Source organism: Planobispora longispora (assembly GCF_016863135.1).
Lineage (GTDB): Bacteria > Actinomycetota > Actinomycetes > Streptosporangiales > Streptosporangiaceae > Planobispora > Planobispora longispora.
Genome location: NZ_BOOH01000023.1, coordinates 85,312 through 108,055, shown reverse-complemented (window position 1 = coordinate 108,055; position 22,744 = coordinate 85,312). Strand labels below are relative to the sequence as shown.

The 22,744-nt window shown below is 73.4% G+C and carries 25 protein-coding genes; 15 read left to right on the top strand and 10 right to left on the bottom strand.

Annotation, left to right across the window (positions count from 1 at the left end):
* Window positions 1–466: 466 nt before the first annotated feature.
* From lnt to Plo01_RS16300, 3 genes are all read left to right on the top strand, one after another.
* Complete coding sequence (lnt, locus tag Plo01_RS16310) at window positions 467–2,194, top strand: apolipoprotein N-acyltransferase (protein WP_239316451.1); 1,728 nt, start codon at window positions 467–469, stop codon at window positions 2,192–2,194.
* Window positions 2,194–2,937, top strand: coding sequence for a polyprenol monophosphomannose synthase (locus Plo01_RS16305; RefSeq protein ID WP_203891437.1), 744 nt, complete (start codon window positions 2,194–2,196; stop codon window positions 2,935–2,937). The genes lnt and Plo01_RS16305 overlap by 1 nt, the downstream gene beginning before the upstream one ends.
* Before the next feature lie 101 nt (window positions 2,938–3,038).
* Window positions 3,039–3,614, top strand: coding sequence for an FxsA family protein (locus Plo01_RS16300; protein ID WP_203891436.1), 576 nt, complete (start codon window positions 3,039–3,041; stop codon window positions 3,612–3,614).
* A 55-nt stretch (window positions 3,615–3,669) separates the two neighbouring features.
* On the opposite strand, the gene Plo01_RS16295 is transcribed toward Plo01_RS16300, so the two are convergent.
* From Plo01_RS16295 to Plo01_RS16280, 4 genes are all read right to left on the bottom strand, one after another.
* A complete protein-coding gene (locus tag Plo01_RS16295) occupies window positions 3,670–4,113 on the bottom strand; it encodes an SRPBCC family protein (protein WP_203891435.1) in 444 nt (147 codons plus the stop codon).
* A 128-nt stretch (window positions 4,114–4,241) separates the two neighbouring features.
* Window positions 4,242–4,586: an RNA polymerase-binding protein RbpA gene (locus tag Plo01_RS16290; RefSeq protein WP_068923951.1), complete on the bottom strand. Its 345-nt coding sequence runs from the start codon at window positions 4,584–4,586 to the stop codon at window positions 4,242–4,244.
* A gap of 145 nt (window positions 4,587–4,731) precedes the next feature.
* Window positions 4,732–6,090, bottom strand: coding sequence for an MFS transporter (locus Plo01_RS16285; protein WP_203891434.1), 1,359 nt, complete (start codon window positions 6,088–6,090; stop codon window positions 4,732–4,734).
* A 168-nt stretch (window positions 6,091–6,258) separates the two neighbouring features.
* On the bottom strand, window positions 6,259–7,056 hold the full coding sequence (locus Plo01_RS16280; protein ID WP_203891433.1) for a glycerophosphodiester phosphodiesterase family protein: 798 nt from the start codon (window positions 7,054–7,056) through the stop codon (window positions 6,259–6,261).
* 259 nt (window positions 7,057–7,315) lie between these two features.
* On the opposite strand from Plo01_RS16280, the gene Plo01_RS16275 reads away from it, so the two are divergent.
* Window positions 7,316–8,023: a PaaI family thioesterase gene (locus Plo01_RS16275; protein WP_203891432.1), complete on the top strand. Its 708-nt coding sequence runs from the start codon at window positions 7,316–7,318 to the stop codon at window positions 8,021–8,023.
* A gap of 30 nt (window positions 8,024–8,053) precedes the next feature.
* Here the strand turns inward: Plo01_RS16275 and Plo01_RS16270 are convergent, their stop codons facing one another.
* Complete coding sequence (locus tag Plo01_RS16270; protein ID WP_203891431.1) at window positions 8,054–8,332, bottom strand: WhiB family transcriptional regulator; 279 nt, start codon at window positions 8,330–8,332, stop codon at window positions 8,054–8,056.
* 188 nt (window positions 8,333–8,520) lie between these two features.
* Complete coding sequence (locus Plo01_RS16265) at window positions 8,521–9,522, bottom strand: DNA topoisomerase IB (RefSeq protein ID WP_239316449.1); 1,002 nt, start codon at window positions 9,520–9,522, stop codon at window positions 8,521–8,523.
* A gap of 213 nt (window positions 9,523–9,735) precedes the next feature.
* Here Plo01_RS16265 and Plo01_RS16260 point away from each other — a divergent pair, with 213 nt between their 5' ends.
* From Plo01_RS16260 to Plo01_RS16225, 9 genes are all read left to right on the top strand, one after another.
* Window positions 9,736–10,134 (top strand): TIGR03618 family F420-dependent PPOX class oxidoreductase, encoded by a 399-nt coding sequence (locus Plo01_RS16260; RefSeq protein ID WP_203891430.1) that lies wholly within the window; start codon window positions 9,736–9,738, stop codon window positions 10,132–10,134.
* 109 nt (window positions 10,135–10,243) lie between these two features.
* The gene (locus tag Plo01_RS16255; RefSeq protein WP_275415395.1) at window positions 10,244–10,723 is read left to right on the top strand and encodes a pyridoxamine 5'-phosphate oxidase family protein; all 480 of its coding nucleotides are present in this window, start codon (window positions 10,244–10,246) and stop codon (window positions 10,721–10,723) included.
* Window positions 10,716–12,020, top strand: a complete 1,305-nt coding sequence (gene cbiE / locus Plo01_RS16250) for a precorrin-6y C5,15-methyltransferase (decarboxylating) subunit CbiE (protein ID WP_203891429.1) — start codon at window positions 10,716–10,718, stop codon at window positions 12,018–12,020. The genes Plo01_RS16255 and cbiE overlap by 8 nt, the downstream gene beginning before the upstream one ends.
* A gap of 103 nt (window positions 12,021–12,123) precedes the next feature.
* Window positions 12,124–12,897, top strand: a complete 774-nt coding sequence (gene cobM / locus Plo01_RS16245) for a precorrin-4 C(11)-methyltransferase (RefSeq protein ID WP_203891428.1) — start codon at window positions 12,124–12,126, stop codon at window positions 12,895–12,897.
* A 17-nt stretch (window positions 12,898–12,914) separates the two neighbouring features.
* Entirely contained in the window at window positions 12,915–13,409 is a 495-nt protein-coding gene (locus Plo01_RS16240) for a hypothetical protein (RefSeq protein WP_203891427.1), read from the top strand.
* Between the two features lie 136 nt (window positions 13,410–13,545).
* Window positions 13,546–13,857, top strand: a complete 312-nt coding sequence (locus Plo01_RS16235) for a hypothetical protein (protein WP_203891426.1) — start codon at window positions 13,546–13,548, stop codon at window positions 13,855–13,857.
* Window positions 13,858–14,305: 448 nt separating this feature from the next.
* A complete protein-coding gene (locus tag Plo01_RS40975) occupies window positions 14,306–14,440 on the top strand; it encodes a hypothetical protein (protein WP_275415394.1) in 135 nt (44 codons plus the stop codon).
* 335 nt (window positions 14,441–14,775) lie between these two features.
* On the top strand, window positions 14,776–15,714 hold the full coding sequence (locus Plo01_RS16230) for an aminotransferase class IV (protein WP_203891425.1): 939 nt from the start codon (window positions 14,776–14,778) through the stop codon (window positions 15,712–15,714).
* Window positions 15,711–15,857 carry a hypothetical protein gene (locus Plo01_RS16225; protein WP_203891424.1) on the top strand — a complete coding sequence of 49 codons (147 nt, stop codon included), beginning with the start codon at window positions 15,711–15,713 and terminating at the stop codon, window positions 15,855–15,857. The genes Plo01_RS16230 and Plo01_RS16225 overlap by 4 nt, the downstream gene beginning before the upstream one ends.
* Before the next feature lie 9 nt (window positions 15,858–15,866).
* Here Plo01_RS16225 and Plo01_RS16220 read toward each other — a convergent pair whose 3' ends face one another.
* The gene (locus Plo01_RS16220; protein WP_203891423.1) at window positions 15,867–16,841 is read right to left on the bottom strand and encodes an AraC family transcriptional regulator; all 975 of its coding nucleotides are present in this window, start codon (window positions 16,839–16,841) and stop codon (window positions 15,867–15,869) included.
* 116 nt (window positions 16,842–16,957) lie between these two features.
* On the opposite strand from Plo01_RS16220, the gene Plo01_RS16215 reads away from it, so the two are divergent.
* On the top strand, window positions 16,958–17,824 hold the full coding sequence (locus Plo01_RS16215) for an NAD(P)H-binding protein (protein WP_203891422.1): 867 nt from the start codon (window positions 16,958–16,960) through the stop codon (window positions 17,822–17,824).
* Window positions 17,825–17,834: 10 nt separating this feature from the next.
* On the opposite strand, the gene Plo01_RS16210 is transcribed toward Plo01_RS16215, so the two are convergent.
* Window positions 17,835–18,812 (bottom strand): alpha/beta fold hydrolase, encoded by a 978-nt coding sequence (locus tag Plo01_RS16210; RefSeq protein WP_203891421.1) that lies wholly within the window; start codon window positions 18,810–18,812, stop codon window positions 17,835–17,837.
* Between the two features lie 199 nt (window positions 18,813–19,011).
* Window positions 19,012–20,082, bottom strand: a complete 1,071-nt coding sequence (locus Plo01_RS16205) for a cobalt-precorrin-5B (C(1))-methyltransferase (protein ID WP_203891420.1) — start codon at window positions 20,080–20,082, stop codon at window positions 19,012–19,014.
* Between the two features lie 173 nt (window positions 20,083–20,255).
* On the opposite strand from Plo01_RS16205, the gene Plo01_RS16200 reads away from it, so the two are divergent.
* Window positions 20,256–21,050: a cobalt-precorrin-6A reductase gene (locus Plo01_RS16200; protein ID WP_203891651.1), complete on the top strand. Its 795-nt coding sequence runs from the start codon at window positions 20,256–20,258 to the stop codon at window positions 21,048–21,050.
* Here the strand turns inward: Plo01_RS16200 and Plo01_RS16195 are convergent.
* A complete protein-coding gene (locus tag Plo01_RS16195) occupies window positions 21,038–22,738 on the bottom strand; it encodes a precorrin-2 C(20)-methyltransferase (RefSeq protein ID WP_239316445.1) in 1,701 nt (566 codons plus the stop codon). The genes Plo01_RS16200 and Plo01_RS16195 overlap by 13 nt on opposite strands.
* Between the last annotated feature and the right edge of the window lie 6 nt (window positions 22,739–22,744).

Genomic DNA, 22,744 nt, shown 5'->3' with positions numbered 1-22,744 from the left:
GGCTCCTGCGTCCGCGGCGGAGTGCGCTCCGCCCGAACAGCCAGGTGCAGGACCGGTGGTCCGTCGGGTCGGGGCACTCCATCCGGGCGGGGGAATGGACCCAGGAGGGGTCTGGACACCCAGTAGACAACGGCAATCCGAGCCCGCCGCCGACGGGACGGAACCGGTCCGAAGGGTCTGTCCAGGCTCTTTTCCCGCTCCCGTGCCACCGCCGCACGCGTCGGGGTGATCTCCAGGGCGGGGGTCACCCCGTTGCTGTGTCCATGGCCGTGTTCATGGCCGTGCTGCGCACGGCGGCTCGGGGGCCGGTGACCGGTGCCTTCCCTCGTCACGCGCTCGCTTCGCAGCGCGCGCTCCTCAGTCCAGCGCACCGGCGCCCCCTCGCGGGTTGTCCGGGGTTTGGGAAGGTGGAGGCCGGGCGGTAGCGTTCGGGCAAGCCCGAACGACAGCGCAAGGAGCCTCGCCGGTGGTGCAGGAGAGAACGGTTTCCCCGGTGGGGGACGAGCCCGCCGGGGAGGGTGCGGGCGCTCCTGAGCCGGGCGCCCCCGGACCGGGCGCGCCCGGGGCGGGTGGTCCGGCGGGGGAGGGCTCCGGCGGATCCCCGGGACGGGAAACCCTCGCCGCGGCCGCGGCCGCGGTCGCCGGGGGAGCGCTGCTCTACCTCGCCTTCCCCCCGCTCGGGCTCTGGTTCCTCGCTCCGATCGGCGCGGCCCTGCTCATCCTGGCGCTGTACGGCACCCGCCCCCGCCGCGCCGCCTGGCTCGGCCTCCTGGCGGCGCTCGCCTTCCTCCTGCCCGGCCTGCGCTGGGTCAGCCCGATCGGCACGGACGCCTGGCTGGGCCTGGTCGCCATCGAGAGCCTCTTCTACGTCGCCTGGGCCGCGGCCACCGCCGTGGTCGTCAAGCTTCCCCTGTGGCCGCTGTGGACCTCGGCGCTCTGGGTGGCGATGGAGTGGGCCCGGGGAGAGGTCCCCTTCGGCGGGTTCCCCTGGGTGCGGGTCGCCTTCAGCCAGGGCGAGTCGGTCTTCACCCCCTACGCGGCTCTCGGCGGCGCGCCGCTGGTGAGCTTCGCGGCGGTGCTCTGCGGCGCGCTCCTGGCCCTCGCCGCCGTGCGGGCGTTGCGGCCCGCGACCGTGGAGGCGTCCTCGTCCGGGGCCGGGCCGGGCCGGGGGCCGCGCCGGTGGGACCGGGCGCTCGCCCTCCCGCTCGCCGGGGCGCTGGCCGTCCCGCTCGCGGCCTTCGCCGTGCCCCGCCCGGGCGACGAGGGCAGGAGCGTGACCATCGGCGTCATCCAGGGCAACGTGCCGGGCCGGGGCATGTACCCCCTGGGCGACGAGCCGGCCGTGGTCCTGCGCAACCACACGAGCAAGCTCCACGAGATGGCGCGGGCCGTACGGGAGGGGAAGCTGCCCCGGCCGGACGTGGTCGTGCTCCCGGAGAACTCCACCGACATCGATCCCTACCGCAGCGACGTCGCCCGCCAGGAGATCGACGCGGCGGTGAAGGACGTCGGGGTGCCCGTCCTCGTCGGCGCCGTGGTGGCGATCGGGGACAGCCAGCGCGCCACCCGCAGCCTGGTCTGGGACCCGGTCACCGGCCCCGGCGCCTACTACGACAAGCAGCAGCTGGTGCCGTTCGGGGAGTACACCCCGCTGAAGGACCTCGTGCTCGCCCTGTTCGAGCGGGCCAACCTGGTCGGCAGGCAGTCGGTGGCCGGCACCCGCGACGGCGACCTGCGGATGGGCCCGGTGACCGTCGGGGCCGTCAACTGCTACGAGGTCGCCTACGACGACGTCGTCCGCGGCACCGCCAGGACCGGCGCGAGCCCGCTGGTGGTGCAGACCAACAACGCGACCTACGCGCTGACCAACCTGCCTCCCCAGCAGCTCGCCATGTCCCAGCTGCGCGCCGTGGAGCACAACCGCGCGGTGGTCACCTCGGCGATCACCGGCATCTCCGCGTCGGTGACCCCGGAGGGGCGGGTGGTCTGGCAGACCCGGGAGCTGGTTCCCGACATGGCCGTGCTGGAGGTCGAGGTCCGCACGGCGGCCACGATCGCCACCACGGTTGGCGCCTGGCCCGAGTGGGCCTTGATACTGATGGGTACAGTCGCGCTGGGCGCGGTCCCGGCGCTCCGGAACCGCCGCCTGGCTCGCCTGGTGAAGAATGACGACCGGCAGGTGGGAGACGCGTGATGGAGCGGACGTTCGGCAAGGTGCTCGTCATCGTTCCGACGTACAACGAGCGGGAGAACCTGCCGATGATCGTCGAGCGGGTGCGCGCGTCGGTGCCCGAGGCGCACGTGCTCGTCGCCGACGACAACAGCCCCGACGGCACCGGTCGGGTGGCCGACGGGCTGGCGGCCGACGACGATCACGTCCACGTCCTCCACCGGCCGGGCAAGCAGGGGCTCGGCGCCGCCTACATCGCGGGGTTCCGCTGGGGCCTGGCCGAGGGCTACGACATCCTCGTGGAGATGGACGCCGACGGCTCGCACCAGCCCGAGGAACTGCCCAAGCTCCTGGAGGCGGTGGCCGGCGGGGCCGACCTGGCGATCGGCTCCCGCTACGTCTCCGGCGGCAAGGTGGTCAACTGGCCGGCCTCCCGGGAGTTCCTGTCGCGCGGCGCCAACGTCTACACCCGGATGATGCTCGGGATGCCGGTCCGCGACGCCACCGCGGGCTTCCGCGCCTACCGCGCCTCCACCCTGGAGAAGATCGGCCTGGACGGCGTCGAGTCGCAGGGCTACTGCTTCCAGGTGGACCTGACGCTCCGCACGGCCCGGCACGGCCTGCGCGTGGCCGAGGTGCCCATCACCTTCGTGGAGCGCACCGTCGGCGCCAGCAAGATGAGCCGTACCGTCATCACCGAGGCGCTCTGGCGGGTCACGGTGTGGGGGGTCTCCGGCCTGCCCCACCGGCTGCGCCGTCCCCGCTGAGAGCCTTCACAGATACGACGGAACGCGGCGGCGCCTGCGGGCGTTGACACTCTCGTACGGCCCGCGCCCGAGTCACGGCCCCGCGCCCGAGTGAGGAAACGATGCGCCTTCTGTTGTTCCTGGCCTTCCTGGTGGTCCCGATCCTGGAGATCTGGGTGCTGATCCAGGTCGGTCAGGTCATCGGCGGCTGGCCCACGGTCGCCCTGCTGCTCGCCGACAGTCTCTTCGGAGCCTGGATCGTCCGCCGTGAGGGCCGCCGGGCCTGGCGGAGCCTGCAGGGCGCGCTCGGCCAGGGCCGCATGCCCGACCGGGAGCTCGCCGACGGCGCCATGATCGTCGCGGGCGGCGCGCTGCTGCTCACCCCCGGCTTCCTCACCGACGTCGCGGGCTTCCTGCTGGTGCTGCCGTTCACCCGGCCGCTGATGCGCCGGCTCGGCTCCTGGTTCTTCGCCCGCCGGATCCGGGCGCTCGCCAAGACGGGTGCGGGACCCGGCCTCGGCATGCCGTTCGGCGCCGCGGGCCCGGCCGGCGCGCCTTTCGGCCCCTTCGGGACCTCCGGCGAGGCCCGGCGCGGACGGCCGGACGGCTCCGGCCCGGTCATCCACGGCGAGGTCATCCACGACGACGCCACCGGCCCGGTCACCCGCGACCCCGGCCGGGACCTGCCCAACGGCTGACGTTCCTCCGCACGTCTCAGGGTGTGCGTCTCAGCACGTACGTCCCAGGGCGCGGTCAGCCCGCGCTGAGGCGGGCCAGGCGGCGCAGCGAGAGCCGGAACAGGGCCTCGTTGACCGGCCGCAGCAGCGGCCAGCCGAGCCGCCCGATCGGGCCGAACGGCAGGTCGAGGTCCTCCTCCCAGATGATGCTGCTGCCCCCTCCGGGCCGGGGCAGCACCCGGAAGGCGCCGGTGCCGCGCACCAGCCGTCCGGTGTGCCGGACCGCCACCGTCGTCGGCGGGTCCCATTGGACGATCTCCATGGTGTCCAGGAAGCCGAGCGGTCCCAGACCGGTGAAGGCGGCCAGCCGGCTCCCCGGGCCGCGGCCGTCACCGGCCGTGACGCGCGCGCGGGTCAGGACCATCCACTCGTCGTGCCGGGGCCAGTCGGTCAGCACGGAGAACACGTGCGCCGGGCTCGCCTCCGCCTCGACCGAGACGCTGATGTGGGCATGGGTCACGCGCGCATCCTTCCCGGACGGCGGGCCGCATCACCGGGCGGGGAAGAACCGGAGCCCCCGGCACCGTGAAAGGTGCCGGGGGCTCCGATCCGCATCCGTTCCCCGAACGGTCCAGACGGTCCTGCCGGTCAGGCGCTCTTGCGGCGCTGTGCGCGCAGGATCGCCAGACGCTCGTTGAGCACCTCCTCCAGGTCCTCGATCGTGCGTCGCTCCAGCAGCATGTCCCAGTGGGTCCGCGGAGGCTTGGCCTTCTTCGCCTCCGGCTGCTCACCGTCCACGCGGAGGGCGACGGCGCCGCACATGCGGCACTCCCACGTCGCCGGGATCTCCGCCTCCGCCGCAAAGGGGACGTCGAACCGATGGCCCTTCGGGCAGGTGTAGGACACCTCCTGGCGCGGGGCCAGATCGGTGTTGCGGTCGTTCTCGTAGCTGGTCGCCCCGAGTCGGGTACCGCGCAGCGCACGCTCGCCCATGTCTGAATGCCTCCTGAGGGCCCCGTCGTGAGGGGTTCGTCTCCCACGGCGTACAACGCTTGATACCGTGTGTGGATTCCCACACAGGGCGTGATCCAATCGCTGTTTTCGAGATGATCGACAGAAGATCCCTCTGGAGGGGCCCTCAGATGCGTTCGGGCACCGGGTTCCCGGCCGCGCGGATGGCCTTGGGAAGGTTGATCGCGGCCAGGCCGGCGAGGCCGACCACGAAGAAGACGACCAGCGTGAGGATGCCCAGCCGGTAGCTGTCGGTCAGCTGCAGGGCCAGACCGAGGGTGAACGAGCCGAGGAACGTCGAGCCCTTGTCGCTGATCTCGTACAGGCTGTAGTACTCCGCCTCCTTGCCCTGGGGGATCACGTGGGAGAACAGCGAGCGCGACAGGGCCTGGGTGCCGCCCATCACGATCGCGATGGCGAAGCCGAGCGCGAAGAACGCCGCCGCCGACCCCTTGGGCAGGAAGTACGCGACGGCCACCACGACGGTCCAGGCCACCAGCGCGTACATCACGACCTTTTTGGCCCCGAAGGAGCCCGCCAGCCGGCCCAGCAGCAGCGCGCCGCCGAAGGCGACGAACTGCACCATCAGGATCGCCGCGATGCGCACGGTCTGGCTCAGCCCGAGCTCCTTGTCGGCGTAGGTGGCCGAGAAGGAGATGACCGTCTGCACGCCGTCGTTGTAGATCAGGTAGGTGAGCAGGAAGGCCAGCGTCAGCGGGTAGGCGCGCAGGCCCTTGATCGTACGGCCGAGCTGCCGGAAGCTGCCGGTCACGGCCCGCCCCGCGCTCTCCGTCCCCGGGGCGAGCGCCCGCCGGTTGCGCAGCCGCAACATCGGGATCACCGTGAACCCGCCCCACCACAGGCCGGAGGAGGCCAGCGCGATGCGGACCGCGTCGCCCTCGGAGACGCCGAAGGAATCGTGGTAGAGGAACAGCGCCAGGTGGAGCACGAGCAGCAGGCCGCCGCCGAGGTAGCCGAAGCCCCAGCCCCGCGCCGAGACCTTGTCGCGCTCGTCGGCCGTGGCGATCTGGGGCAGGAACGAGTTGTAGACGACGAACGCGGCGGCGAAGCTGACGCTGGCGACGATGAACAGCAGGCCGCCCAGCAGGTAGCGGTCGCCGGACAGGAACCAGAAGCAGACCGTCGCGCCCGCGCCCAGGTAGGCGAAGACCGCCATGATCTCCTTCTTCCGGCCGGTGTGGTCGGCCAGCGCCCCCACCATGGGCATCAGGATGATCTGCAGGATGGCGGCGACGCCGACCACGAAGGAGTAGTAGGCGCTGGGCCGCACGTCGAACCAGAGCACCGGGACGTACGGCGCGCTCCCGGCGGCCTTCTCGGCGATCGTGGTCAGGTAGGGCCCCAGGAAGACGGTCAGGACCGTGGTGGGGAAGGCCGAGTTGGCCCAGTCGTACCAGTACCAGCCGAACTGCTCGCGCCGGCGGGCCTGGGGGCTTTCTTCTACGACGTCCGGGGAGACGGTCATGGGCGGTCCTCGTTCTCAGGGGTGCGGCCGGAGGGCGGCTCGCGGGGACTTCGACGCCGGTTCTCTGCGGGGCTTCGCGGTCGGGGCGCGGCCGTCCCGGAAACCCGTCCGGGCGGGTACGGCCGACGCCGGGATCTTCCCAGCTCGGACCGGCCCCGCGCCAGGGGGTCAGGCGGCCAGCCGCCCCGGGTGCCACTGGCCGCGCGCCTGGAGCACCTCGCGCAGGCCGGTGATGTTGTCGGTCATCACGCCGTCCACGCCGAGATCGAGCAGGCGCTCCATCTGCCGGGTGTCGTTGACGGTCCACACGTGGATCTGCATGCCGAGGGCGTGCGCCGTGCGGATCAGGGCGGGGGTGGTGACCCGCAGGCCCCGGAAGCCCACCGGCACCTGCGCGCACGGCACCCCGGCGCGGGCCAGGCGGGTGAGCAGGCGCCCGTAGGCGGAGGTGGCGGCGGCGGCGCGCAGGGCGGCGACGCCGCGCGGGCCGAGGGAGGAGCACACGTCCCGGCCCATCGCGGCGCGGGCGCGGGCCAGGCGCTCGTCGGAGAAGGACGTCAGGCAGATCCGGTCGTAGGCGTTGGTCCGCTTGACCACCTCGGCCAGCGGGGCGATGGCGCCCGCCTCCTTGACGTCGATGTTGAAGCGGGCCTCGGGCCAGGAGCCCAGCAGCTCCTCCATGAGCGGGATCTCGTCGACGCCGCCGATGCGCGCCTCGCGCACCGTCCGGTACGGCAGGGCGGAGACCCTGCCGCCGCGGTCGGTCACCCGGTCCAGGGTGTGGTCGTGGAAGGCGAGCAGCACGCCGTCGGCGGTGGCGTGGGCGTCGGTCTCCAGATAGGTGTAACCGAGCTCCACCGCGTGCGCGAAGGCCGCGTAGGTGTTCTCCCTGCCCTCCCAGGCGCCGCCCCGGTGGGCGAAGGCGAGAGGGACAGGATGGTCGAGGAAGGCGTAACGGCGCTGCACGTGGAGGAGTATGCCCGGTGTGGGCGCGGTCCGTCATCGCGCCCGGGTGAACGTTTGGATTACGGGCCCCCAAACGTCCGCCCCGCCGCCGCCCGTCCGCTCCGCTGCGGCACCGCATATCACCGCTCCGCCGTACCGCACTTGTGCGCCGCTAGGTCCGGGCATGTGATCCGTTGACACCGGCGTGACAGCGCGACGCAAGCGCGCTCGGCCACTCTGGTCTCCGTCAACTGAGAACGGGAGTACGGGGAGTACGACGATGAAGACCCTCTTGCAGGAGTTCAGCGTGCCGGAGCGCTACTGCGGCCCGGCGGGCATGGCGAACGGCGGGTGGATCGCGGGAATGGCGGCGAGTTACCTCCCGTCGGGGAACACCGTCGAGGTGACGTTGCGGGCGCCGACCCCGCTGGACACCCCGCTGCGGCCCGAGCGGGAGGACGGCCGCGTCACGCTGTTCCACGGTGACGAGCCGCTCGTCGAGGCCAGGCGGGTGGACGACGTCCCGGCGCCGCCGCCGTTCGTCTCGCTGGACCGGGCCGCCGTGGCGGCGGAGAAGTTCGTCGGGATCGACGACCACCCCTTCCCCGGCTGCTTCGTCTGCGGGGACCGCGAGCCGGGCGACGGCATGCGGATCCACCCGGGACCGGTCGGCGGCGTGCCGGACACCGTCGCCGCTCCCTGGTTCGCCCACCCGGCGCTGGCCGAGTGGTCGGCCGGTATGCCGCTGACGCACGTGTGGGGGGCGCTCGACTGCCCCACGGGCTGGGCGCACCTGGAGCCCGGCGGGGTGGCTCTGCTGGGCAGGCTCACGGTGCGGACGCGCCGGCCGGTCGTGCCCGGCAGGACGTACGTGGTCGTGGCCCGCAAGGAGGGGCGGGAGCGGCGCAAGCTCTTCGCGAGCGGGGCGGTCTACGAGGCGGACGGCAGGCTGGTCGCCGCGAGCCGTGCCACCTGGATCAAGATCTGAGAGGACGGCGGCAGGGGGGGGGCGGGGCGGTCAGGTGCCCGTTCTCTGGCGGGTCTTCGCCAGCGCCGTCGCCGCGCGCTCGTCGGGACTGGTGCCGCCCCAGACTCCGTGCATCTGGTGGGTGTTGACGGCGTAGTCCAGGCACTGGGCCCGCACCGGGCAGCGGCGGCACACGGCCTTGGCGTGCTCGTGCTGGATCTGTCCCGGCCCCTGGGGCGAAATGGGGAAGAACAGCTCCGGGTCCTCGCTGAGGCAGGCGGCCCGGCGAGACCAGTGGGTGATGAAAGAAATGTCAGTGTGAGAAGGCATGGTGAATCCAATGAGTCGTGGGAGAAACCCGACTGCCGTCGGCCCAACTGCTCATTCGGATGCCCCTGCCTGTCGGGTTCATACGATTTGGGGATAGAAAAATCGGCAAAATCGGGGCCGAGAAAACATGATCGGTGCAGCTGGAAGGCCCGGCGTGTCATCACCGGTGTGCGGCGGGCGTCCCTCTGTCATGATCGGCGCAGCAGGGAGATGACCGCCCGCTCCACGTCGCCCCGGGTGGCCAGCTGGCCGAACTCCGCCTCGGCGCCGAGCCGGGTGAGCGCCCGGGCGACGGTCCGGCCCCTCTCGTAGGCGTCCACGATCCGGGGGTCCACATAGGAGGCGCGGGCGACGGCGGGGGTGTTGCCCAGATAGCCGGCCACCTCCTTCATCACCCTGGCCACCGCGCGCCGCCTGCCGTTCCTGGAGCGGACGGGGGAGGAGACCGCCAGGCCCACCGCGGCCAGCACGGTCGCGTGCCAGGTGCGGAAGTCCTTCGCCGAGACCTCGCACTCGAACGTCTCGCGGAGGTAGGCGTTGATGTCGTCGCTGCGCACGTCCGTCCACCCGGAGCCGTTCTCGTAGCGCAGCAGTTCCCCCTCCTGTCCGGTCCGGTGCAGGGCGGTGACCACCGTGCACACATCCGGGTCGACGATCTCCACCTCGCGGTGCTTGCCGCCCTTGGCGGGGTAGGCGCAGACGACGCGGCCCGCCGAACAGGTGACGTGCTCCATCCGGAGCGTGGCGAGCCCGAACGAGTCGTAGGACTCGCCGCCCACCCGGAAGAAACCGACGTCGAGCATCCGGGCCGCCGCGGCGAGCACCCGCTCGCGCGTCAGCTCCGGCTGCTTGAGGTGCTCGGCGACGCGCTCGCGGAACACGGGCAGCCGCTCGGCCATCTCCAGCACCCGGTCGAACTTGATCCGGTCCTGTTCCTCGCGCCAGACGTCGTGGTAGCGGTACTGCCGCCGGCCGGCCGTGTCGGTGCCGACCGCCTGGATGTGCCCGTTCGGCGCGCGGCAGATCCACACGTCGATCCAGGCGGGCGGGAGCGCCAGCGCCTTGATCCTGTCGAGGGTGCGGCGGTCGCGGACCTGCCGGCCGTCCGGGTGGTGGTAGCTGAACCCCCGCCCCCTGCGGCGGCGGATGATTCCGGGCTCGGCGGGATCACTCTGGCGCAGTTCGGTCACCGGCCTCTCCTACCCACGGAACAGGGACACATGAGGAGCGCGGTACAGATGATCGTCTCGTGGGGCGTACGGCACGGCGCTCCGGGCGGGACCCGTAAACGGCGGGCCGGGAAATGGGAATGCGGGTGCCCGGAGCGTGTGGCGGAGCCGGGGGACCGCCGTTCCGCGATGTTCGATCGTTCGGCGGACATATCGCGGATCGGGGAGGTTCCCATGGAAAAGCTGACCGACGACGCCAGAAAACTGCTCCAGCGGCCGGTGCACGGCTGGGCGGCCACCGTACGCCCGGACGGCTCGCTGCACAGCACCGTGGTCTGGGTGGACGTGGACGGGGACGACGTCATCTTCAACACGGCCGTCGGCCGGGCCAAGGAGCGGCACCTGCGCGCCAACCCGCAGGTCTCGGTGAGCGTCCTGGACCCGGAGGACGCCTTCCACCTGGTGAGCGTCTCCGGCGTCGCGCGGCTCGAACTCGAGGGCGCCGACCGGGTCATCGACGGGCTGGCGAAGAAGTATCTCGGCGTGGACACCTACCCCTACCGCCAGCCCGGCGAGCAGCGCATCACGGTCCGGGTGACCCCCGAAAAGGTGATCTTCAACCCGGGCGGCTGAGCCCGCTCCCCGGACCCGGCCGGGCCCGGCCGGGAAACGGAGATCGCCGCTAGCATGTCGCCCTGGACCGTGACGACGGAGGGGCTGGGTGTTGAAGGATCGCCAGATCTTGAAGGATCTCGGGGACGGGTTCCACGCCTTCTGGCGGGAGCGCCACCTGTGCACGCTGACCACCACCCGGAGCGACGGCACGCCGCACGTCGTCCCGGTGGGGGTGACCCTGGACGCGGCCACCGCCACGGCCCGGGTGATCTCCTCGGGCGGCTCCCGCAAGGTCCGCAACATCCTGGAGGCGAACGCGGCGAACGCGGCGAACGCGGCGAACGCGGCGAACGCGGCGGACGCGACGGACGCGACGGGGCAGGAGGGCGCGGCGAACGAGACGGGGCAAGAGGGCGTGCCGGTCGCGGTCTGCCAGGTGGACGGGCGGCGCTGGTCGACGCTGGAGGGACGGGCGGTGATCCGCGCGGACCGCGCGTCGGTCGCCGACGCCGAACAGCGCTACGCCGAGCGCTACAAGCCGCCCCGGGAGAACCCGTCCCGCGTCGTGATCGAGATCCGGGTAACCCGGGTGATGGGCAATGTCTGACCCGAGGCTGTCTGACCCGGGGCTCGCCGTCCCGCATCCCGCCGCGTCCGTCCCGGCGCCCGCGCTGCCCGCCGTCGTGAACGACACGGTCACCGTCGTCGGCATCGGCGCCGACGGCTGGGCCGGCCTGTCGCAGGCCGCACGCCGGGAACTGCACGCCGCCGAGGTCCTCATGGGCAGTGCGCGGCAGCTCGCCCTGGTCCCCGAGCCCACCGCCGAGCGGGTGGTGTGGCCCTCGCCGCTCCTGCCCGAGCTGCCCGGCCTGCTGGCCGCCCACCGGGGCCGCCGGATCTGCGTGCTGGCCAGCGGCGACCCCATGTTCCACGGCATCGGCACGACGCTGGTCCGCCTGCTGGGCGCCGGCCGGGTCCGGGTGCTGCCGTACCCGTCGTCGGTCTCGCTGGCCTGCGCCCGCCTCGGCTGGGCCGTCGACCAGGTCGAGGTCGTCAGCCTCATGACGCGGCCGGTCGAGGCGCTGAACTCGGTGATCCACGAGGGCCGCCGGGTGCTGGTCCTCGGCGCCGACGGCAGCTCCGCCGCCCGGGTCGCCGTCCTGCTCGCCGCCCGGGGGTACGGCGGCAGCCCGGTGACCGTCCTGGAGCGGCTCGGCGGCCCCGAGGAACGCGTGATCACCGGGGTGGCGGCCCGCTGGGACCTGCCGACGACCCAGGATCTGAACATCGTCGCCGTGGAGTGCCGGGCCGACCCCGGGACGGTGCCGCTGCCGTGCCTGCCCGGCCTGCCGGACGCGGCGTTCGAGCACGACGGGCAGCTCACCAAGGCCGAGGTGCGCGCGGTGACCCTCGCCCGCCTCGCGCCCGTCCCCGGCGAGCTGCTGTGGGACGTCGGAGCCGGGGCGGGGAGCATCGCCATCGAGTGGATGCGCGGCCACCGGGCCAACCGGGCCGTGGCCGTGGAACGCGACCCCGGCCGCGCCGCCCGGGCCGCCCGCAACGCCGCCGGGCTCGGGGCGCCCGAGCTGACCGTGGTCAACGGTCCGGCCCCGGCGGCGCTCGCCGGGCTCCCGCGGCCCGACGCCGTCTTCGTCGGCGGCGGGGTGACCGCCCCCGGCGTGGTGGAGGCCTGCTGGGAGGCGCTGCGCCCCGGCGGGCGCCTGGTCGCCAACGCGGTGACCGTCGAGTCCGAGGCGGTCCTGGCCTCCTGGTACGGCCGGCTCGGCGGCGACCTGATCCGGCTGTCGGTCAGCCGGGCGGCCCCGGTGGGCGGCTTCACCGGCTGGAAACCCCTGATGCCCGTGACGATCTGGAGCGCGGTCAAGCCCGAGGAAGGACGATGAGAGTGATCAGCTGCGGTTCCCCGGAGGGCCGGGGACGCGGGTCCGGTTCTCCCGGAGGGCGGGCGGCGACGGTCCGGTCCGTGCGCGCCGGGGAGGGCGGGCGATGACGGTCCGGTTCATCGGGGCGGGACCGGGCGCCGCCGACCTGATCACCCTCCGGGGCCTGCGGGCGATCCAGGCCGCGCCGGTGTGCCTGTACGCAGGGTCGCTGGTCCCCGCCGAGCTGCTGAAGGACTGCCCGCCCGGCGCCCGGCTGGTGGACACCGCGCGGATGGCGCTGGATGAGATCGTGGCGGAGATGCTCGCCGCCCACGGGGCCGGGCACGACGTGGCCCGGCTGCACTCCGGCGACCCGTCGGTGTTCAGCGCGATGGCCGAGCAGATGCGGCGGCTCGACGCGGCCGCGGTGCCGTACGAGGTGATCCCCGGGGTGCCCGCGTTCGCCGCCGCGGCGGCCTCGCTCAAACGCGAGCTGACCGTGCCCGGGGTGGGCCAGACCGTCGTGCTGACCCGGACCTCCGTACGGGCCACCCCCATGCCCGAGGGCGAGGACCTGGACACGCTCGGCAGGAGCCGGGCCACGATGGTGCTCCACCTGGCCGTGCAGCGCGTCGAGGAGATCGCCCGCGAGCTGGCGCCCAGCTACGGCGCCGACTGCCCGGTGGCCGTGGTGGCCAGGGCCAGCCGCGACGACGAGGTCGTCCTGCGCGGCACCCTCGCCGACATCGCGGACCAGGTCCGCGCCGCCGGGATCGTCCGCACCGCGGTGATCGTCGTCGGCCGCGTCCTGACCGCCGCGGAGTTCCCCGACAGCCACCTCTACTCCGCCGCCCGCTGCCGCGCCCCGATCGAGGCCGCCGCGGGCGCGGACCTGTGAAGCCCGGAGGCGTGAGCATGCGGGGGAACGTCCTGCCGAACGCGCTGGCCGGTTGCGTGGCCGCCTGCTACGGCGCGGCGGTGATCCTGCTGGCCTGGTGGACCTTCGAGGGCATGCCCGGGGACGGCATCTACGGCAGCCTGCTCATGCTGCTGCTCGCGTTCCCGCTCTCGATGGCGGACCTCCTGGTGCAGGTGCTCCTGCCCGAGGGCCTGGTCGTCGGCCTCCCCCTCGCCGGGGACGTCGCCCTCCTGGCGTGGCCGGGAGTCGCCCAGGCGGTCGTGATCGGCTGGGTGCTGCGGACCACGCGGACCCACCGGCCGACAGGCCTCGGCCTGGCGGTCGCCGCCGCCTGGGCCGCGCTCGTCCTCCTGTCGGGATGGGCCATCGTCGCCGACCAGTGGCCGCCCCGGCGGCCGTACGGGTTCCCGCTGCTGGCCTGCGGCGCGGCGCAGCTCGCGATGCTCGGGCTGCTCCTGCTCGTCCACCGGCGCGGGCGCGCGCGGGGTTGACGCGCTCCGGCTGGCGCGTATCTTTCATTTAGGAAAGTTTCCTAAGAATTCTCTCTGCTGCACAACCCCGGATCGAGGCGCGAACCGGGGCGTACGGAACGTGAAACGGCCACCCGTCACCAGTACGAGGAGAGATATGAGAAGAACCGTGCGCGTCCTCGCCGCGACCGTGCTCGCGGCGGGAGCCGTCACCGTCGGGTCGAGTGCGCTGAACCCGGCGTCGGCAGGGGCAGGCGGCTGTGACTACGCCCTGGGCCAGAACTCGTTCTCCGCCCGATGCGCGACCAGCGGTCCCGCCTACGAGTTCCGCACGTGGGTCCAGTGCGTCAACGGCCGCAGGGACGGCGGCTGGGTGACGACCGGCAGCGGCCAGTGGAGCACGGCGACCTGCGGACCATGGTGGATCGACCGCCTGAGCTACGGCATGGACACGCGCCCGCTCCCCTGACGCGGGCGCGGCGCGCATCCCGTCCGGCACGGGGCCGCCGGGAGCGGCCCAGCCGCGGCTGCCGCGCCACGTCGGGATCGCGTGACGAACCTGGTCCGGGAAAGACTCAAGGCATCCGCTCTTACAGTGATCACGGCTCACGGTAAATCACATTCGAATGTCGTCGAATCTCTATTTATGAGTGCTTCCTCTTTGGTTCACTCATGCGGAAGGACAACCTCCACAAAGGGCGGGACCGAAGAGACAAATTCGTTCTCGGGCGAATTCTTCGGCCCGCCTTCTCTGGAAGGCGGGTGACATTCGTGAAGTGGCGTTGAGTGCCGGTCGTCCCTCTTCTGGCCGTGCGACGTGCGAAGCGGCAGGCGTGTCGGCACACGGCTTGAGCTGGGCGGATCTCCCGTGCAACCGCTTCGTTCGCCGAAGGAATCGTCAGAGAGGAAGGGCATGCGTGGACGTTCCCCACGGCTCCTCATTCAACGGTGAATCCTTCCGGCTCTGGAATTGCAACAAGGGCTGGCGGCGGCGGTTCCACATCGTCGGAGCCGGCGGCGGCCACCAGCTGTTCTCCATCGAGGCCGCTTGAGGTCGCCTGCGTGCGGGGACGGCGTGAGGCCTGCGTGACATGACGGTACGACGGGGGCCGGGTGGGCGCTGAGGACAGTGGCCACCCGGTACCGTCGTGGCCGCGCCGTACGGCCCGCCCCCTTTCCCGCTGGAATCGCCTCAGACCTTCCGGAGGTCCGCCGCGACCGCGCGCAGGTGCTCGATCATCGCGTCGGCGGCCGGCAGCCGGAGCCTGGTGAGATCGAGCATACGGAAACGCTAAACCCTCCCTTAAGAAGCCGTCGATTGTGCTTAACCCTCCGTCTGCCTAGATCCGGCTTCCCGGAGGAATCACCACGTGAAGCCGAGGCCGCCATGCGATTCGGAACCCCCTACGACGAGATCTACGTCGACGACGCGTTCGTCCCCGAGAAGGAGGCCAGGCTCAGCGTCCTGGCCAACGCGGTCTCGTACGGCACCGGCACCTTCGAGGGCGTCAGGGCCCTGTGGAATCCCGGGCAGCAGGAGCTCTACCTGCTCGAAGCGGGGGCGCACTACGTGCGGATGGGCCGCTCGGCCCGCATCCTCGGCCTCGATCTGCCGCACGGCCCCGGCCACCTGGTGGGCGTCACCGCCGAACTGCTGCGCCGCAACGGCGTGCGCGGCGACGCCTACGTGCGCCCGCTCCTGCTGCAGGCGGGGGAGCAACTCGCCGTGCGCATGCACGACTCGGGCACCCGCCTGTACATCGCCGCCACCCCCATGCCCGGCGACTACATCGACCGGCGGGGCGTGCGGTGCGCGGTGAGCACCTGGCGCAGGGCCGTCGACACCACCGTGCCGGGCCGGGCCAAGGTGACCGGCGGCTACGTCGGACCCTCCCTGGCCAAGTCGGAGGCGATCCGCAACGGCTTCGACGAAGCGATCATGCTGACCGCCGACGGCTACGTGGCCGAGGCCACCACCTCGAACATCCTGCTGCGGACCGGCCGGGACTGGGCCACTCCCTCGCCCGCCGACGACATCCTCGACGGCATCACCCGGCGCCTGGTCGCCCGCCTGCTGGGCGAGCTCGCCGGGGCCGCCGTCACCGAGCGCCGCGTCCACCGCTCGGAGCTCTACGCCTGCGACGAGGCGCTCCTGTGCGGCACCGCCGCCCTCGTCGCCCCCGTCGTCGAGGTGGACGGCCGCCGCGTCGGGGACGGACGTCCGGGTGAGGCGACCCTCGCCGTCCAGTCCGCGCTCGACGCGATCAGCCGCCGCAGGGACCCGCGCCACCCCGAATGGACCACACCCGTGTACGGAGGAGCATGATGCTGACGGATCTGCACGCCATCCACCCCACCCGCGTCTGGAAGGACGTCCTGGCCCGCGCCGCCCGCGGCTCCCCGCTGGCCGTCCACCCGGTGACGGCAGCCCGCTGCCGCCGTCATGAAACGGGCCGGTTCCCTGGGTGAAGGCCGGTCTCAGACGTCGGTACCGGCGTTGCCGAGCGGGCCGCCTTCGCGGACGGGGCTCGTGATGTTCTGGCGGCGGTACTTGCCGGGCGCCGTGCCGTAGTGGCGTTTGAAGGCGTTGGCGAAGGCGAACTCGGAGGTGTAGCCGATGCGGGAGGCCACCTCGCCGATCGGTGTGTCGGTCGTGCGGAGAAGGCCGGCCGCGACGGTCAGGCGCCACCATGTCACGTAGGTCAGGGGCGGCCGGCCGGTCAGGGCGGCGAAGCGGCGGGAGAAGGCCGCGCGGGACAGGCCGGCCCGGGCGGCGAGGGTCTGGACGGTCCAGGGATGGGCGAAATCGCGGTGGACGGCCTGCAGGGCGGAGCCGACGGCGGGGTCCGCCAGCGCCGCGGCCCAGCCGGTCGCCCTCGCCGGCGCCGGAAGTTCCTCGAACCAGGCGCGCAGGATGTACAGCAGCAGCATGTCGAGCAGGGCGAGCACGACGGTGTCCGCGCCGAGCCGGGGGTCGCCGACCTCGTTGCCGAGCAGATCGACGGCCGCGCGCAGTTCGGGGTGGTGGCCGGGCCGGGCGGGCAGGTGGATGACCTCGGGCAGGTCATGGAGCAGTGGATGGGCGTGGCGGGGGTCCAGCCGGTAACCGCCGCACAGTGTCACGGTGAGGGGCCCGTCGTGCCCGACGGAGTCGGAGACGAACAGCTCGGCGTCCTCCAGCGGATCGCAGGCGGGCTCGGCCAGCGGCGTCGCCGCGCTGTCGGCGAGGCCGTACCCGTGGCCGTGCGGGAAGAACACCACGTCGCCGACCCTGAGCGCGACGGGGGCGCCGGCGGGGGGAATGAGCCGGCACGAGCCCTGCAGGATCACCTGAAAGCCCGCTGAACCGGGCACCGCGGGAAACCGCTGCCCCCACGGGGCCCGCCAGGCGACGCGCGCCGAACGGGGCCGTCCGGAACGCATGATCATGATCGCGTCGCTGAGAACGTCCACATGGAGACGCTAACACGAGACGATCACGTATAAATCGGAGAGATACAAGCATTGGTCATCTCATTTCCCCCTCATACGGTTGTTGATCAGTGAAATCACCGAAGAGGAGACGTGGGATGTCACGACAGATTCTGGTCACCGGGGCCACCGGCGCAGTCGGCCGCCAGGTGGCATCGCAACTGCTGGAGGCCGGGGCCGGGGTCCGCGCGCTGACGAGGGGGACGGCCGATCTCCCGTCCGCCGTCGAGGGCGTGCGAGGCGACCTGTCCCGGCCCGGCTCCCTGGACGGCGCCGCCGAGGGCGTCGAGGCGGTGTTCCTGGTCTGGCCGTTCGCCTCGGTGGAAGGGCTGGAGCCGGTGCTGAGGACGGCCGCCGGACACGCGCGCCGGGTGGTCTACCTGTCGTCGGCGGCCGTACGCGACCATGAACGGGAGGCCGAGCGGTTGATCGCCCGGTCCGGGCTGGAATGGACCATCCTGCGCCCGCACGCCTTCGCGGCCAACACCCTGCGCTGGGCCGAGCAGATCCGCGCCCGGGGCGTGGTGCGCGGGCCGTACGGCCGGGCCGCCATGTCCCCGGTGCATGAGCGGGACATCGCCGCGGTGGCGGTTCGGGCGCTGACGCGGGATGGTCACGCCGGCGCCGTCTACGAGCTGACCGGGCCGCACTCGCTGACCCAGGCCGAGCAGGCACGCGTCATCGGCGAGGTGATCGGCGAGCCGGTGCACTGGGAGGAGGCTCCCGCGCAGGACGCCCGGCGGGAGATGCTCGCCCGAGGCTGGCCGGCCGAAGTCGTGGACGGCATCCTGAGCGCCCAGGCGGAGATGGCCGGCGGCCCGGCGCCGGTGACCGCCACCGTCGAGCAGGTCACCGGGAGCGGCGCGCGCACCTTCCGGGCCTGGGTCGCCGAGCACGCCCACGCCTTCCGCCGCCGGGACCACCGGGCCGACGGTCCTCTCCCCGCCGGCCGTCCGCCCCGGTGACGGATCCCGGTCAGTCGGCGAAGAAGGCCTGGAGGTGGCGGTTGACCGGCTCCGGGCAGTCGAGCTGGGGCATGTGGCCGCAGCCGTCCAGGATGTGGGTCCGGTCATCGGGCAGCAGCTCGGCGAAGCGGCGGGCGCGTTCGACCGGCTGCACGGTGTCCTGCCCGCCCCACAGGACCAGGGTCGGGGTCTTCGTCGAGGGCAGGGCGCGTTCGGTCTGAGCCCAGTCCAGGCGGCGCTCCAGCAGGTAGGTGGCGCGGATGTTCTCCGGGAAGGTCATCGGAGCCCACCATTCGTCCAGCAGCTCCTCGGTGAGGAGCCGCTTGTTGACGAGCATCCCCTCGGCCAGGCCGCGCGCGGCCGAGCGGCCGGCGGACAGCTTGACGGCCAGCTCCCCGACGACCGGGATCTTCAGCGCCTCCCACATCCAGGTGCCCGGCAGGTCCAGGCCGGTGGCGTCCAGCAGGGCGAGCCTGCTGACCCGGTCGGGGTGGCGCTGGGCGAAGGCCAGCGCCCAGCCGCCGCTCCAGGAGTTGCCGGCGAGCGCGGCCCGCCGTACTCCGACGGCGTCCATGAAGGAGCCGATGGCGGCGGTCATGGCGGGCAGGTCGTAGCCGAAGCCGGGATCGTTGAGGCGGGTGTAGCCCTGGCCCGGCAGGTCGACCACGTAGACGGTGTGGTCGCGGGCCAGCACGCCGACCTGATCCTTCCAGCCGATCACCGAGGTGCCGCCGGGGGAGATGAGGATCACCGGGCTGCCGGATCCGGCCCGGACGTAGTGGAAGCGGGCGATCGGGGTGTCGGCGTAGCGGGAGCCCGTCTTCGCCAGGTACGGCGAGCGGAACTCGGCCCGGGCGGGCTGCCATACGTACGCGCCGAACAGCAGTGCGGCCACCAGCGCCGCCAGGACGGCCCCGGCCCATCGGCGCAGTCTCCTGCGCGACGGCCGGCGGGCGGAGGTCTGGGGGCGCTCGGCGAGTTGAGTCATGGTCTTCCCTCGGGTCGCGTGTCGGTGCCCTACAGACGGGCCCCGAGACGCCCGGCGTGACAACTCGCGCGTGTGATCGTGATCACGGACCGCCCGGGCGGCCCGGTGGCCGCCTTCTCGACGACTACGCCGGTCGCATTCCTCGACGACCTACGCCGACACCGCGATCAACGCCGTCGACAGCGCCGCCGCCCGGCGTTCAGGCGCGGCCGACGATCACGCCCGCGCGGTCGATGACCACGACGTCGACGGCGACCGGGGCCTCGCGGAGCACGGCCTCGGCGGTACGGCGGGCCCGCTCGGCGACCAGGTCCCCCAGGGGGAGACCCGCCTCCTGGCACAGGCGCAGCGCGTGCAGGGCCGTGTTGGCGGCGCGCACCCGCCCGGCCAGGGCGTCGTCCCCGCCCGCCGCGCGGGCCAGCTCGGCCAGCAGGTCCGGATTGACCTGGGAGCGGCCCGAATGCAGGTCGAGATGGCCGTCGGCGAGCTTGGACAGCTTGCCGACGCCGCCGGCGATCGTCAGCCGGGGCACCGGATGCCGGCGCAGGTACTTCAGCACGGCTCCGGCGAAGTCGCCCATGTCGAGCAGGGCGTCCTCCGGCAGGCCGTACAGCTCGGCGGCGACCCGCTCGGAGGTGCTCCCGGTGCAGCCCGCGACGTGCGCGTACCCCGCCGCGCGGGCCACGTCGATCCCCCGGCGGATGCTGTCGATCCAGGCCGAGCACGAGTACGGCACGACGACGCCGGTCGTGCCGAGGATGGACAGGCCGCCCAGGATGCCCAGCCTCGGGTTCCACGTCTTCCCGGCCAGCTCCTCGCCGTGCTCCACGGAGATCTCCACGATCACGTCGCCGGTCCCGCCGTGCCGGGCGGCCACCTCGGCGACGTGCTCGCGCATCATCCGCCGGGGCACCGGGTTGATCGCCGGCTCGCCCACCTCCAGCGGGAGGCCCGGCTTGGTGACGGTGCCGACGCCGGGCCCCGCGGCGAACAGCACGCCGCCGCCCGGGGCGCCGTGCCGTACGGTCGCCGAGATCAGCGCGCCGTGCGTCACGTCGGGGTCGTCGCCCGCGTCCTTGATCACCGAGGCCGTCGCCGCGTCGCCCGTGAGGTCCTCGCGCGCCAGCGCGAACGCCGGGCGCTGTCCCCTCGGCAGGGTGATCTCCACCGGGTCGGGGAATTCGCCGGTCAGCAGGGCGGTGTAGGCGGCGGCGGTCGCCGCCGTCGCGCACGCGCCCGTGGTCCAGCCGTGGCGCAGGGGCGCGCTCACCGCTCGCCCGCCGGCCGGTACGGTGTCCCGGTGCCGGGGGACGGAACGGGACGGACCCCGGCATTCCGCCAAAGGAGCTCCCGGGTGTTCCGGGAGGGGGGAGACCCGGTTCCCCGGAAGGGGAGGACCGAGGTGCTCCGCGACGTGAGAGGCCGAAGAGGGGTGGGGGAGTGCTGAACGTCCTCGTGCTGGGCGGCACCGACGAGGCGAGGAGGCTGGCCGCCGCGCTCGCCGGGCGGGCCGGGACGCACGTGGTGTCCTCGCTGGCCGGGCGGGTGCGCGACCCGAAGCTGCCGGTGGGCGAGGTGCGCGAGGGCGGCTTCGGCGGTCCCGCCGGGCTCGCCGCCTGGCTGGAGGAGCGCCGGATCGACGCCGTCGTGGACGCGACGCACCCGTTCGCCGCCCGGATGACCGCCTCGGCGGCCGAGGCGGCCCGCGCGACCGGCCTCCCGCTGCTGATCCTGCGCAGGCCCGGCTGGCGGCCGGGCCCCGGCGACGACTGGCGCCCGGTCCCGTCGCTGGAGGCCGCGGCCGAGCTGCTGCCCGCGCTGGGGGAGCGGGTGTTCCTCACCACCGGCCGCCGCAGCCTGCCGGTCTTCGCGGGCCTGGACGGGCTGTGGTTCCTGGCCCGCTCGGTGGACCCGCCCGAGCCGCCGCTGCCGCGCCGGGCGGAGGTGCTGCTCAGCCGGGGCCCCTTCACCGTGGAGGGCGAGCTGGCCCTGATGCGGGAGCACCGGATCGACGTGGTCGTCACCAAGGACAGCGGCGGGCGGATGACCACGGCCAAGCTCCACGCGGCCCGCGAGCTCGGCCTGCCGGTCGTGGTCGTACGGCGCCCGCCCGCCCCCGGCGGCGTTCCCGCGGTGGAGACCGTCGAGGAGGCGGTCGCCTGGCTGGAGGCCGTCGCTCACGCCGGAGGGCGCCGGGGGAGTCATGCCGGAGGGCGCCTGGGGGGTCATGCCGGATAGCGCCGGGGGGTGAAGACCACCCGGCGGCCGTCGCCCCGCTCGGCCACCCGCGTGGTCGAGGACCCCACCAGCAGCAGGCAGCGCATGTCCACCTCGGCCGGGTCCAGCTCGGCGAGGGTGGTCACCGTCATGCTCTCCCGCGTCCCGCCGACGTTCCGTCCGATGACCACCGGTGTGCGCGGGTCGCGGTGCTCCAGCAGCAGGTCGCGGGCGGCGGCCACCTGCCACGTCCGGCTCTTCGAGGCCGGGTTGTAGATCGCCAGCACCAGGTCGGCCCTGGCCGCCGCGCGGATCCGCTCCGCCACCACGTCCCACGGCTTGAGCAGGTCCGACAGCGACAACACGCAGTAGTCGTGGCCGAGCGGAGCCCCCGCCCGGCTCGCCACGGCGTGCGCCGCGGTCAGGCCCGGCAGCACCCGCACCGGGACGTCGGAGAATCGGGGCTCGCAGGCCACCTCCAGCACCGCGCTCGCCATCGCGAACACCCCCGGGTCGCCCGAGGAGACGACCGCCACCCGGGACCCGGCCATGGCCAGCTCCAGCGCGTGCGCGGCCCGCTCGGCCTCGACCCGGTTGTCGGTGGCGTGGCGGCGCTGGCGCGGGTTCGGCGGGACCCGGTCCAGGTAGGGGCCGTACCCGACGAGCTCGTCGGCGGCGGCCAGCGCCTCCTGCGCCTCCGGCGTCAGCCACGGCCGCCCCGCCGGGCCCAGCCCGACCACCACGACCTCACCGGTCGTCCGGCCAGCCCGGTCCGCCGCGCCCGCCCGGACCTGACCGTCCGCCTGGTTCCGGCCGTCCGTCCCGGCCTCCGCGACGAGGGCCGTACCCGCCCCCGCGAGGCCCGCCGGTGCGGGCAGGTCCGCGTTGACCGGACTGGTGATCAGGGCGAGCGAGAAGTACGGCACGCTGTCCGGGTCGACCTCGGCCAGGGGCGCCAGGCGCTGGCCGCCGGTGGTGGCGCGCTCCACGTACCAGGCCTCGCCGAGGCGGCCCGCCTTCTCCAGCGCGTCGCGGACCTTGGTGAACGTCCGGCCGAGCTTGAGCACCGCCGCCGAGTCCGCGGCGGCCAGCCGCTCGGCGAGGACCTCGGCAGGGAGGGTGCCGGGCAGGACGGTCAGCGTCTCGTCCCGCTCGACCAGCGGCCGTCCCAGGACCGCCGAGGCCGCGCTCACCGAGGTCACGCCGGGGACGACCTCGGTGACGTAGCGGTGCGCCAGGCGCTTGTGCATGTGCATGTAGGAGCCGTAGAAGAGCGGGTCGCCCTCGCACAGCACCACCACGTCGCGCCCGGCGTCCAGGTGGGCGGCCAGCCGCAGCGCGCACCCGGCGTAGAAGTCGTCGATCGCCCCCTGATAGCCGCCGGGATGGTCGGTGGTCTCCGTGGTGAGCGGGTAGACGAGGGCCTCCTCGATCTGCCCCTCCCGAAGGTACGGCGCGGCGACCGAGCGGGCGATGCTCCGGCCGTGCCGGGCGCTGTGGTAGGCGATCACGTCCGCCGCGCCGAGGAGCCGGGCGGCCTTGACGGTCACCAGCTCGGGATCGCCGGGGCCGAGCCCCACGCCCCAGAGCCGCCCGGCGGAGCTCACGGAGCTCGCGGAGACGCCGGGGGAGGCGGCGGCGTCGGAGGAGGCCGGGAGGCCCGGGGACGCGGCGTCCGGCCGGGCGGTTCCAGCGGTCTCGTCGGTCATTCCGGT